The sequence below is a fragment of the Streptomyces sp. NPDC047072 genome (genome assembly GCF_040643855.1).
Taxonomy (GTDB): domain Bacteria; phylum Actinomycetota; class Actinomycetes; order Streptomycetales; family Streptomycetaceae; genus Streptomyces.
The window spans coordinates 1-11,723 of sequence record NZ_JBEYVC010000255.1 but is presented as its reverse complement, the minus strand read 5'-3'; the positions used below and the strand labels follow the sequence as shown (position 1 = coordinate 11,723).

The window sequence follows — 11,723 nt, the reverse complement described above, 5'->3', positions numbered from 1 at the left end:
GCCCTCGTACTGGTTGTACGTGGGCTTTCGTCCGGTGCGGCGAGAGGGCGTGCCGGGCGTCGAACGGCAGACGGGACTTTCGCAACACGCCCTAGCCGCCGAACTGGTGCTTCAGGAAAGCCCCCGACCACTCCATCAGGTCGGACGGGACGTAGTAGCCCTTCTCGTCGTTGACGGCGTCCCAGTGCGCGGCGACGTCCTCGATCGAGGCGGGGCCGTCCTCGTGGGCGTAGCCCTCTGTGGAGGCGAGGAAGAGGCGGGCGAAGCGGCCCGCGCCCGCGGTGTAGATCTCGCCGCTGACCGGGCAGCTCTCGTGGGCGAGGTACGCGACCATGGGCGCGACCGCGTCGGAGGGCATGTACGGCTGCCCGTCCGCCTGTTGCGCGTCCTCGTCCTCGGGGCCGCCGCCCATGCGGGTCATCGCGGCCGGCGCGATCAGGTTGACCTTGATGTTGTGCGGGGCGCCGGCCAGCTTGGCGCTGCGGGCCAGCCCGATCGTGCCGCCCTTGGCCGCCGCGTAGGAGAGGTTGTTGGGCAGGCCGAACACCCCGCTGGACGTGGTCAGCACGACCCGGCCGTACTCCTGCGCCACGAAGTGCGGCCAGGCGGCCCGCAGCGTGTTGAAGGAGCCGAGGAGGTGGACGGCGAGGTGGCGTTCGAGGTTGTCGGCGTCGACCTCGGGCAGTCCCGCCCACCGGATGATCCCGGCGTTGTTGACGAGGATGTCGATCCGCCCGAAGTGCTCGACGGCCGTGTCGACGATCGCTTTGCCGCCGTCCTGCGTGGACACGTCGTGGGTGTCCGCGACGGCCTCGCCCCCGGCCGCCCTGATCTCGTCGACGACCTTCTGCGCGGGCCCGGCGTCGGTGCCCTCGCCCTCCATCGACCCGCCGAGGTCGTTGACGACGACCTTCGCTCCGCGCGCCGCCAGCAGCCGGGCGTGGGCCCGGCCGATACCGCGGCCCGCGCCGGTGACGACCGCCACGCGCCCGTCGAACCTGAACTCGCTCATGGGTGACTCCGTACGTTGTCGGGCGGTGTCCGGCGGCTCCGGCGCCCTGGGGTGACGGGGCGGGGCCCCTGGACCGATGCGCTACCAGGTGACGGGCAGCTCGCCGATACCGAAGGCCAGCGCGTCGGCCGGGCGGAACGACAGCTCGTCCCGGTCCACGGCCAGGCGCAGCGTGGGGATGCGGCGGTAGAGGGTGCCGTAGACGACCTGGAGCTCGATGCGGGCGAGCTGCTGGCCGAGGCACTGGTGGATGCCCCAGCCGAAGGCGTGGTGGTGGGTCGCCTTGCGGGTGAGGTCGAGCTTCTCCGGCTCCGGGAAGGCCTCCGGGTCCCAGTTGCCGGCCGGCAGCGGTACGACGATCCCGTCGCCGGCCTTGATCCGCACGCCCTCGAACTCGAAGTCCTCGGCGGCGATGCGCCGTTGGCCGAAGGTGGCGACGGTGATGTAGCGCAGGATCTCCTCGACCGCGCCCGCGGCCTCCCGGGTGTCCTCGACCGCGCGCAGCCGGGCGATCTCCTCCGGGTTCTCCAGGAGCAGCGCGGTGCCCAGCGTGATCATGTTCGCACTGGTCTCGTGCCCCGCGATCAGCAGGATCATGGAGAGCAGGGTGGCCTCGGGGAGGGTGAGGTCGCCGTCCTTGATCCGCTGGGCGAAGTCGGAGAGGACGTCCTCGCCGGGCTCCTCCATCTTCTTCTGGAGCAGTCCGGCGAGGTAGCCGCCGAGCGCCCGGTTGGCGGCCGTCTGCTCCTCGGTGGTCTTGTCGCTGCGGGTGGCGAACCCGGCGTGCTCCTGGAAGAACTCGTGGTCGTCGTACGGCACTCCGAGCAGCGCGCAGATCATCAGCGAGGGCAGCGGCAGCGAGAGCGCGGTGACCAGGTCGACCGGCTTGGGGCCCGCGAGCATCTTGTCGATCAGCTCGTCGGTGAACCGCTGGATGTCCGGCCGCAGCGCCTCCATGCGGGGGCGGGTGAAGGGGCGGGTCATCATGCGGCGGATACGGGTGTGGTCGGCGCCGTCGGCGTTGAAGATCGTCAGCGGGTGCTCGTGGGCGGTGTCCGCCATGGGCTTGTTGGGGAACGGGAATCCGGCCCTCTTGTCGTCCGAGCTGACCCGCGGGTCGGACAGGATCGCGCGCTGCGCGGCGTGTCCGGTGACCAGCCAGGGGGTGCTGCCGTCCCAGATGCGGGCGCGGGTGACGGGCGCCTTGTCGTTGAGCGCGCGCAGGCCCGGCGGCGGGGCGAACGGGCACGTGGCGTCCCGGTCGTCCTGGTAGTAGTACAGCTCCTCGTCGGGGGCGGGGCGGGTCTCTGCCTCGGCCATGGGTTCTCCTCCAGCGGATCGGGGTGGGGGGACTCGGGGGACCTACTCCTCGATGCGGATGGCGAGAGCGGGGCACACCGCGGCCGCGTTGCGGACGTCGTCGGCCAGCTCCGCCGGGGGGTTCTCGTCGAGGACGACGACGATGCCGTCCTCGTCGCGCTGGTCGAACACGTCCATGGCGGCGGACACGCACTGTCCGGCGGCGACGCACTTCTCCTCGTCGACGACAACCTTCATGGGTCTCTCCTGATCGTTCAGTGGGTGGGGACGGGGTCGGACCGCAGCGCGTCGACGACCTCCTGGCGGCGCAGCCGCGTCTGCTTGGGCATGTTCCAGCCCAGGACTCCGGTGACCCGGCCGTCGACGCGGTACCGGACCACGAACCGACGCGCCGCCAACTCCCCCTCGACGACGTCCATTTCGGCGTCGGCGGGGAGGAAGCCGTGGCACTGGAGCTTGGCGTCGTACTGGTCCGTCCAGAAGTACGGCACCGGCACGTACGGCCGTTCCTCGCCGAGGAGGGTCGCGGCGACGGCCATGCCCTGCTCGGTGGCGTTCGTACGGTTCTCCAGGCGGACCCAGCGGCCGAGCCGCTCGTGGTGCCAGCGGGCCACGTCGCCGACGGCGTAGATCCCCTCCTCGGCCCGGCACAGCGCGTCGCAGACCACGCCGTTGTCCAGTTCGAGTCCGCTGTCGGCGAGCCAGTCCGTCGCGGGTACGGCGCCGATCGCGACGACGACCACGTCGGCGGGCAGCACCTCGCCCGAGGCCAGCTCCACCCCCGTGACCCGGCCGGCGGCACCGGTGAGGCCGGTGACGCCGGTCCCCAGCCGCAGCCGTACGCCCTGCTCGGTGTGCAGGTCGGCGAGGAGGCCCGAGACCAGCGGGCCCACCTGGAGGGCCATCGGCGCGGCCAGCGGCCCGGTCAAAGTGACGTCCAGGCCGAGCCCCCGGGCCGTGGCCGCGATCTCCGAGCCGAGCACGCCCTCGCCGACGACCACCAGCCGCGAGGCGGCGAGCAGGTCGGCGCGCAGGGCGAGGCAGTCGTCGAGGCTGCGCAGGACGTGCACCCCGGCCAGCGGCTCCTGGCCGGGCAGCGTCCGTGGCCGCACCCCCGTGGCGATCACGACCGCGTCGGCCGTCAGCTCGTGCCCGGCCTCGGTGCGCACGGTCCGGGTGGCCGCGTCCAGGCCGGTCGCCGGGTCGCCGAACCGGAAGTCGGCGCCCAGGTCGGCGAGGAAGTCGGCGGTCCGCAGCTCGGCGCGGGACGGCTCCCAGGCGCCGGCGAGGACCTGCTTGGACAGCGGCGGCCGGTCGTAGGGGGCGTGCGGCTCGTCGCCGAGGACGGTGACGGCACCCTCGTACCCCTTGCGCCGGAGCGCTTCCACCGTGGCGAGCCCGGCCGCGGACGCGCCCACCACCAGGACGTTCTGGATGCTCATACGAGGTAGCGCCCGCCGTTCGTGCTGAGGGTCTGGCCGGTGACGTAGCTCGCCTCCTCGGAGGCCAGGTAGGCCACGGCGTGGGCGACGTCCTCGGGGGTGCCGGCCCGCTTCATCGGCATGCCGGCCGCGACCGCCTCCACGTCGACGGGGCCCTGGCGCACCAGCGGGGTGTCGATGAACCCCGGCGGGACGTGGTTGACGGTGATCCCCTTGTCGATGTACTCGACGGCCAGCGCCCGGGTCAGTCCGATGACCCCACCCTTGGAGGCCGCGTAGTGGGCCATGGCGGGTGCGCCGGTCTGCGCGGACGAGGAGGAGATGTTGACGATCCGGCCCCAGCCGGCCGCGAGCATGTCGGGCACCAGCTCCTGGGTGACCAGGAACGGTCCCTTGAGGTTGATGGCCATCATGCGGTCCCAGGCGTCCTCGGAGATGTCCGTGAACGGCTGGTAGGCGGTGGTGCCCGCGTTGTTGACGAGGATGGTGACCGGGCCGAGTTCGGCGCGGGTGCGGGCCGCGGCGGCAGCGATCGCGTCGGCCGCGGCGGCGTCACCGCCCACCGCGATGGCCTTCCCGCCGGACTCGTTGATGGCGGCGGCGGTCTTCTCGGCGCCCTCCGCGTTGAGGTCCCATACGGCGACCGCGGCGCCCTTGGCCGCCAGTACGGTCGCGATGCCCTGACCGATGCCGCGGGCGCCGCCCGTGACGACCGCGACCTTTCCCTGAAGTGACATGCGTGCTCCTCGGTGCCTGCGGCTCTAGCCGGCCAGTGCTTCGCGGGCCGCGGTGCGGGCGGCCGTCGCGCGGGGGTAGCCGGCGTATCCGGCGGAGTGGTAGATGACCTCGGCGAGCTCGTCCTCGGTCAGACCGTTGGTCTTGGCGATCCGGAAGTGGGTCTTCATCTCGGTCTCGGCGCCGAGCGCGATGAGCACGCCCAGGGTGACCAGGCTGCGGTCCCGGGCGCTGAGCCCCTCTCGGGCCCACAGGGCGCCGTAGACGGTGGTCAGGCCGATCTCGACGAGGTCCTCGCCGAGCTTGCCGTCCCGCAGGTCGATGTCGCCCTCGGGGAAGACACCGGGCAGCGCCTCGCGCAGCGCCTTCAGGCCCGCGGCCCGCAGATCGGAGTCGGGCACCGGCTCCTTGATGTCTTTCGCAGTCATACACGGCTCCTGTTCCGGGAAGGCGACGTTGCCCTGAGCGGAAAGTTAGACCAAACGGTCGGTACACTCAAGACCTATTGATCGAGCCCAGGCCCTCATCTAGTCTCGGGCTCATTATTCGACCGACCGGTCGAAGAAAACAACCCGGGAGCCGCAAAGCCCCTTGGAGCCGTGGAGGGCAGATGAGCGGATCGACGAAGGTCGACGTCCTCGTCATCGGAGCCGGAGTCACCGGCATCTACCAGCTGTACCGGGCGCGCGAGGCCGGGTTCTCGGTGCGTCTGATCGAGGCCGGCAGCGGCGTCGGCGGTACCTGGTACTGGAACCGCTACCCCGAGGCCCGCTTCGACTCCGAGAGCTACACCTACGGCTACCTCTTCTCCAAGGAGCTGTGGGAGGAGTGGGAGTGGTCGGAGAAGTTCGCCGGGCAGCCGGAGATCGAGCGCTACTTCAACCATGTCGTCGACCGCTTCGACCTGCGCCGCGACATGGTGTTCAACGCCAAGGTGACCTCCGCGGTCTTCGGTGAGGAGTCCGGCACCTGGACGGTGACCACGGACGACGGCACCGAGCACGAGGCGCGCTACGTCGTCGCCGCGACCGGCATCCTGTCGGTGCCGTTCATCCCCGAGATCCCTGGGCGCGCCGACTTCCGCGGCGACCAGCACCACACCGGCCGCTGGCCGAAGACCCCGGTCGACTTCACCGGCAAGCGGGTCGCGCAGATCGGCACCGGCTCCAGCGGGGTGCAGATCGTCCCCGCGATCGCCGACGACGTGGCCAAGCTGACGGTGTACCAGAAGGTGGCCGACTGGGCGACACCGCTGAACAACGGCCCGCTCACGGCGGAGGACCAGGCCTGGCTCAAGTCCGACTTCGAGTCGATCCGCGACACCCTCAACACCTCGGTGAGCGGCTTCCTGCACCAGATCACCATGCGCTCGGGCCTGGACGACTCCCCCGAGCAGCGCCAGGAGTTCTTCGAAGAGCGCTGGAACGGCCCGGGGTTCACCAAACTGTCCGAGCACTACTACGACATGACCACCAACCCCACGGTGAACAAGGAGTGGTGCGAGTTCATCGCCGCCAAGATCCGTTCCATCGTGAAGGACCCGGCCACGGCCGAGAAGCTGATCCCCAAGGACCACGGCTACGGCGGCCGCCGGCCCCCGTTCGTGACCGGCTACTTCGAGGCGTACAACAAGCCGTCCGTCGAGCTGGTGGACATCAACGAGACGCCGATCACCCGGATCACCGAGACCGGCATCGAGACCAGCGCCGGCCACCAGGAGTTCGACGTCATCATCTGGGCGACCGGCTACGACTTCGGCACCGGCGCCCTCAACCGGCTGGGCGTGCGCGGCCGCGGCGGGCTCCCTCTGGAGGAGTACTGGAAGGACGGCCCCTCGACCTATCTCGGCGTCGCGGCGGCCGGCTTCCCGAACTTCTTCTTCCCCGGCGGCCCGCACGGCGCCCTCGGCAACAACCCGCGCTACTCCGGCGACCAGGTCGAGTTCGTCACCGACGTGCTCGTCCACGCCCGCGAGCACGGCCATGACGTGGTCGAGGTGACCGCCGCCGCCGAGCAGGAGTGGACGGACCTGGTCAACGACAGCTCGGGCCAGTCGTCGTTCCTGACGAGCAGCTACTTCTACGGCGCCAACATCCCCGGCAAGCCGGTCCGCCAGCTGCTGAACCCCACCGGGCGGTGGAAGCTCCAGGAGCTGATCAAGGAGGTCGGCACGAACGACTACGCCACCTTCGGCTTCGCCAAGGCCGACGAAAAGAACTGACCAGCGCCGAGGGGGCCTTGCCGGGATCGGCAAGGCCCCCTCGGTCGTGCTGTGTTACGGCAGGAAGCTGGTCACCCGCTTCTGGAACCGCCACTCGCCGTCCCGCCGGGTGAGGACGTCGTCGTAGCGCCCGACCATCTGCACCGCCCACCCGGCCTCGCCGCGCTGGAAGAAGGCCAGGTTGCTCACCGCGGTCGCCTCGTCCTCGCTCACCGGCGTGACGACGGTGTTGGCCACCAGGTGGAGCTGGGGCTGGGCCGGCGCGAAGGCCGCGTAGCCCTTGCGGATGGCCTCCTGCCCCTCGAAGGTGCCGATCCCGGCGATCTCGGCGACGCCGTCGGCCCAGAACAGGTCGGCCAGGTCGTCGACGCGCCCGGCGTCCAGCGCCTGGGCGTAGGCGGCGATGGCGGACTGGAAGGCGGCGGCGACGGACGCCTCGCCGGATGTGCTGCTCATGTCGCTCCCGAAGGGTGAGGGGTGGTCGGTCACTGGAAGACGGTGCTGCGCCGGCTCAGCCGCCAGGCGCCCTCGTGGCGCCGCAGGACGTCGTCGTAGTGACCGACGATCTGCACCGCCCAGCCGTCCTCGCCGCGCTGGAGGAAGGCCACGTCGCTGGACGCGGTCGCCTCCTCCTCGGTCCAGGAGGTGATCACGGTGTTGGTCACCAGGTGCAGCTGCGGCTGGGTCGGCTCCCACGCCTTGAAGGCCGCGTGCAGGGCGTCATGGCCCTCGACGGGGTCCATGCCCGGCAGCTCCAGCACGCCGTCGGGCGTGTAGAGCGCGACGATGTCATCGGTGCGTCCGGCGTCCTGGGCCTGGGTGTGCGCGCCGATCACCGCGCGTACACCCGCCGCGACCCACGCCGCTGTGGATTCGCCCACTTTTCCCTCCAAGGTAGAAGCAGCTTTCGACCACCCAGTCTATTAGATTCTGATCGATTTGTTGACCGCCCGGTCCAATCCAAATAGCATGCGAGCGGGTCAACGGGGACCATCGCACGAGGAGGCAACATCGTGACCAAGCGTTGGAAGCAGCGTCCGCCCGGCTCCAACTGGGGCGACTTCGGTGAGGACGACGAGCTGGGGCGCATCAACCTGCTGACCCCCGAGAAGGTGCTCCAGGGGGTGCGCGAGGTCGAGCACGGCATCGCCTTCAGCCTGAGCCTGCCCCTCGACTATCCGGGCGGCTCGGCCATGAACCAGCGGCGCTACCCGCCGATCCTGCGGCCGACCGAGGACCTGGCGCACAAGCAGGACGTGTTCTACAACGTCGTCGCCAGCGAGCAGATCAGCCCGGAACTGATCGACGTGTGGTCGGACGACGTGGTCACCCTGTGGCTGCAGTACTCCACCCAGTGGGACTCCCTCGCCCATCAGGGCGCCGAGTTCGACGCCGACGGCGACGGCGTCGCCGAGCCGGTCTACTACAACGGCTTCCGCCCCGGCACCGACCTCGTCGGACCCGAGGAGGACGCCAAGGGCGACGGCAGCGGCAGCCTCGCGTTCGCCCGCCACCTCGGCCTGGAACACATGGCGGAGCACGGTGTGCAGGGCCGCGGTGTCCTGATCGACATCGCCCACCACCTGGGCACCGGCTACCAGCCGGTCAACTACAAGCAGCTCCAGGAGATCATGGCGGCGGACAACGTCGTGGTGGAGCCCGGCGACATGGTCCTGCTGCACACCGGCTTCGCCACCCAGATCCTCGCCTGGGGCAAGAACCCCGACCCCGTGGCCATCCACCAGACGGCCGCCTACCTCGACGCGGACGACCCGGACATCCTCAAGTGGATCACCGACTCCCAGATGTCGGCGCTGATCTCGGACAACTACGCCGTCGAGGGCGTGGGCGTCACCCAGGCCCAGGGCCCGCACACCCTGCTGCCCATCCACCACCTGTGCCTGTTCAAGCTGGGCGTCCCGCTGGGTGAGCTGTGGTACCTGCACGACCTGGCGGCCTGGCTGCGCGAGCACAACCGCAGCCGCTTCCTGCTGACGGCTCCCCCGCTCAACCTGCCCGGCACCCAGGGCAGTCCGCTGACGCCGGTCGCGACGGTCTGAGGGACCACCTGAGAACCGTCCCCACGGAAAGGGCCCCCGGGATCACGTCCCGGGGGCCCTCCGCGTCGTAGGCGCTCTCACACCGCCGCGATCCGCCGTACCGTCTCGGCGATGGTGTCCCGCGAGGGCAGCCACAGCCGCTCCAGGGAGGGCGCGTAGGGCGCCGGGACCGGTGGCGGGGCGACCCGGGTCACGGGCGCGTCCAGGTGCCAGAAGCCCTCGTCGACGGCGAGGGCGGACAGTTCGGCGCCGACGCCGAAGTCCCGTACCGCCTCGTGGGCGATGACCAGCCTGTTGGTCTTGGCGAGGGACGCCAGGACCGTCTCGCGGTCCAGCGGGGCGATCGTCCGCAGGTCGATCACCTCCACGCTCACGCCCTCCGCGGCGAGCGTCTCCGCCGCCGCCAGGGCCTCCTGGACCATGCGGGACCAGGAGACGAGGGTGACGTCGGTGCCCTCGCGGACCACGCGCGCCCTGCCCAGCGGGATCAGGTGGTCCTCCGCGGGGCGCGGGCCCTTGAGGCCGTACTGGAGCCGGTTCTCGACGAAGATCACGGGGTTCGGGTCCTGGATGGCGGCGCGCAGGAGGCCGTAGGTGTCGGCCGGGTTGGACGGCATCACCACGGTCAGGCCGGGGATGTGGGCGAGGAGCGCCTCCAGGCTCTGGGAGTGCTGGCTGCCCGAGGAGCGCCCGGCGCCGAACTGGGTGCGCACGACCAGCGGGAGCGAGGCTCGGCCGCCGGTCATGAAGCGGAGCTTGGCGGCCTGGTTGAGCAGCATGTCGAAGCAGACGCCGATGAAGTCCATGTACATGACCTCGACGACCGGCCGCATCCCGGCCATGGCCGCCCCGACCGCCGTACCGATGACGGCGCTCTCGCTGATCGGGGTGTCGCGGACCCGGTCGGGGAAGGCCTGGGCGAGGCCGCGGGTGAGGCCGAAGACGTTGCCGCCCGCGCCGACGTCGATGCCGGCGACGAACACCGAGGGATCCGCGGCGAGTTCGTGCTCCAGGGCGAGCCGTACGGCGTCCATCGACCGGAAGACCTCACCGGCCGCGGGGGCGGGTTCCCGCACGGTCGCGCGCGGGGCGGAGACGAAGTCGTACAGGGTCTCCGGTGCGGGCTCGGGCAGGGCCCGTGCCCTGGTGAACGCCGCCTCGATCTCCTCGTCGATCTCCTTGTCGACGGCGTCCACGACGGCCTCGTCGACGCCCGCCTCGGCGAGGTGGCGGCGGGCGACCAGCAGCGGGTCGCGCTCCTTGGCGGCGGCGACCTCCTCGGCGCTGCGGTAGCGCTCGGGGTCGCCCTCGTAGTGGCCGTGCCAGCGGTAGGTCTCGGCCTCCACGAGGACCGGGCCGCCGCCCTTGCGCAGCCGCTCGACGACGTCGGTCATCATCCCGGCGACGGCCAGGACGTCGTTGCCGTCGACGTGGGCGTAGCCGATGCCGTAGCCGGCGGCGCGGGCCGAGAGCGGGGCGCGGTGCTGGGCGGAGGCGGGCGAGAACTCGGAGTAGTGGTTGTTCTCGCAGAGGAAGACGACCGGCAGGTCCCAGACGGCGGCGAGGTTCACGGCCTCGTGGAACATGCCCTGGGCGACCGCGCCGTCGCCGAAGAACGCCACCACGACGTCGCCGGCCTTGCGCAGCTTGGCGGCGGTGGCGACACCCGCGGCGATCGGGAGCCCGGCGCCGACGATGCCGTTGGCGCCGTAGATCCCGAGGGACGGGTCGGCGATGTGCATGGAGCCGCCGCGGCCGCGGTTGGTGCCCGCCTCCTTGCCCATCAGCTCGGCCATCATCGACGCCGTGTCGAGCCCCTTGGCCAGCACGTGGCCGTGGCCGCGGTGGGTGGAGGTGATGCCGTCGCGGGCGCCGAGCGGCCAGCAGGCGCCGACGGCGGTGGCCTCCTGCCCGATCGAGACATGCAGGAAGCCGGGGATCTCCGTCGCCTTGTACAGCGCGGACGCCCGCTCCTCGAAGCGGCGGATGCGCCTCATCCGCCGGTACATTTCCAGGAGTTGCTCGGCGTGCGCGGACCGGGTGAGGGTGCCGGCGCCGGTGAACTGGGGTGCCTGGGTCATGCGCGTCCTCGCAATGCGGGTCTTTTAATGTACCGTTTGGTCTAGCAAACTAGTGCGACGACGTCACGGGGTCCGCTTTCCCCCCGGGCGCCCCTGCGGCGTCCGGAGCGGTGCCTCGTGGAATCGGGCCCGTGCGGTCCGACACGTCGTCCCGTCAGGGGAGAGATGCGATGCCACGACCGCCTGGTCACGGGCCGGACTTCGAGGTCCGCCGCCAGAAGATCATCGACACGGCCGCCGAGCTGTTCGCCCAGCAGGGCTACGCGGCGACCTCCGTGAACGACCTGGGCCGTGCGGTGGGGCTCGCCAAGGGAGCGCTGTACTACTACATCGGCTCCAAGGAGAACCTGCTGATCGAGATCCAGGGGCGGGTGATGAACCCGCTGCTGTCCCGGGCCCGCCAGATCGCGGAGCTCGACGCGGACCCGCTGCTCAGGCTGCGGCTGCTGTCCGAGTCGCTGCTGACGATCATCTTCCACCGGCTCGACCACATCTGGGTCTACGAGCACGACTACCGCAGTCTGACCGGCCCGGAGCTGCAGACCCTGCTGGGCCAGCGCTCCGAGTTCGAGCACCTGATCACCGGTCTGCTCACCGAGGCCGCCGAGCAGGGCGGGCTGCGGGTGGCCGAACCGCGCCTGGCGACCCTGCAGTTCCTCAACCTGCACAACCACACCTACCAGTGGGTCAAGCCGGGCGGGCGCTGGGATCCGGCGTATCTGTCCCGGGAGTACTGCGCGACCCTGTTCCGCGGGTTCGCACGGACACGCGATGATCAGGACCGCGACGGCCGCGGTGAACGCCTCGACGGCGTCGCCGGTCGCGCCGAGCCAGCCGCCGAAGGTCGCGACG

At 70.9% G+C, this 11,723-nt stretch carries 12 protein-coding genes; 3 read left to right on the top strand and 9 right to left on the bottom strand.

Going from position 1 to position 11,723, the window contains the following annotated elements; all coding sequences use genetic code 11:
- Positions 1 to 91: 91 nt before the first annotated feature.
- The 6 genes from ABZ896_RS49630 to ABZ896_RS49605 all read right to left on the bottom strand — a co-directional run bounded on the left by ABZ896_RS49630 (position 92) and on the right by ABZ896_RS49605 (position 4,937).
- On the bottom strand, positions 92 to 1,012 hold the full coding sequence (locus tag ABZ896_RS49630; RefSeq protein ID WP_360945049.1) for an SDR family NAD(P)-dependent oxidoreductase: 921 nt from the start codon (positions 1,010 to 1,012) through the stop codon (positions 92 to 94).
- An 81-nt stretch (positions 1,013 to 1,093) separates the two neighbouring features.
- On the bottom strand, positions 1,094 to 2,332 hold the full coding sequence (locus ABZ896_RS49625) for a cytochrome P450 (RefSeq protein WP_360945046.1): 1,239 nt from the start codon (positions 2,330 to 2,332) through the stop codon (positions 1,094 to 1,096).
- A gap of 42 nt (positions 2,333 to 2,374) precedes the next feature.
- On the bottom strand, positions 2,375 to 2,569 hold the full coding sequence (locus ABZ896_RS49620; protein WP_360945043.1) for a ferredoxin: 195 nt from the start codon (positions 2,567 to 2,569) through the stop codon (positions 2,375 to 2,377).
- 17 nt (positions 2,570 to 2,586) lie between these two features.
- Positions 2,587 to 3,774: an FAD-dependent oxidoreductase gene (locus ABZ896_RS49615; protein ID WP_360945040.1), complete on the bottom strand. Its 1,188-nt coding sequence runs from the start codon at positions 3,772 to 3,774 to the stop codon at positions 2,587 to 2,589.
- Complete coding sequence (locus ABZ896_RS49610; protein WP_360945037.1) at positions 3,771 to 4,511, bottom strand: SDR family NAD(P)-dependent oxidoreductase; 741 nt, start codon at positions 4,509 to 4,511, stop codon at positions 3,771 to 3,773. Before ABZ896_RS49610 ends, ABZ896_RS49615 begins: the two co-directional genes overlap by 4 nt.
- Positions 4,512 to 4,535: 24 nt before the next feature.
- Positions 4,536 to 4,937: a carboxymuconolactone decarboxylase family protein gene (locus ABZ896_RS49605; protein ID WP_360945034.1), complete on the bottom strand. Its 402-nt coding sequence runs from the start codon at positions 4,935 to 4,937 to the stop codon at positions 4,536 to 4,538.
- A 182-nt stretch (positions 4,938 to 5,119) separates the two neighbouring features.
- Here ABZ896_RS49605 and ABZ896_RS49600 point away from each other — a divergent pair, with 182 nt between their 5' ends.
- Positions 5,120 to 6,730, top strand: coding sequence for an NAD(P)/FAD-dependent oxidoreductase (locus ABZ896_RS49600; protein WP_360945031.1), 1,611 nt, complete (start codon positions 5,120 to 5,122; stop codon positions 6,728 to 6,730).
- 54 nt (positions 6,731 to 6,784) lie between these two features.
- Here ABZ896_RS49600 and ABZ896_RS49595 read toward each other — a convergent pair whose 3' ends face one another.
- Together ABZ896_RS49595 and ABZ896_RS49590 are read right to left on the bottom strand one after the other, a co-directional pair.
- Positions 6,785 to 7,186, bottom strand: coding sequence for a nuclear transport factor 2 family protein (locus tag ABZ896_RS49595; RefSeq protein WP_360945028.1), 402 nt, complete (start codon positions 7,184 to 7,186; stop codon positions 6,785 to 6,787).
- 29 nt (positions 7,187 to 7,215) lie between these two features.
- Positions 7,216 to 7,611, bottom strand: a complete 396-nt coding sequence (locus ABZ896_RS49590) for a nuclear transport factor 2 family protein (protein WP_360945025.1) — start codon at positions 7,609 to 7,611, stop codon at positions 7,216 to 7,218.
- Positions 7,612 to 7,743: 132 nt separating this feature from the next.
- Between ABZ896_RS49590 and ABZ896_RS49585 the strand changes: the two genes are divergently transcribed.
- Entirely contained in the window at positions 7,744 to 8,790 is a 1,047-nt protein-coding gene (locus ABZ896_RS49585; protein ID WP_360945022.1) for a cyclase family protein, read from the top strand.
- A 77-nt stretch (positions 8,791 to 8,867) separates the two neighbouring features.
- Here ABZ896_RS49585 and ABZ896_RS49580 read toward each other — a convergent pair whose 3' ends face one another.
- Positions 8,868 to 10,871, bottom strand: coding sequence for a dehydrogenase E1 component subunit alpha/beta (locus ABZ896_RS49580; RefSeq protein WP_360945019.1), 2,004 nt, complete (start codon positions 10,869 to 10,871; stop codon positions 8,868 to 8,870).
- A 170-nt stretch (positions 10,872 to 11,041) separates the two neighbouring features.
- Here ABZ896_RS49580 and ABZ896_RS49575 point away from each other — a divergent pair.
- A partial coding sequence (locus tag ABZ896_RS49575; protein ID WP_360945016.1) for a TetR/AcrR family transcriptional regulator occupies positions 11,042 to 11,723 on the top strand: 682 nt, incomplete at its 3' end.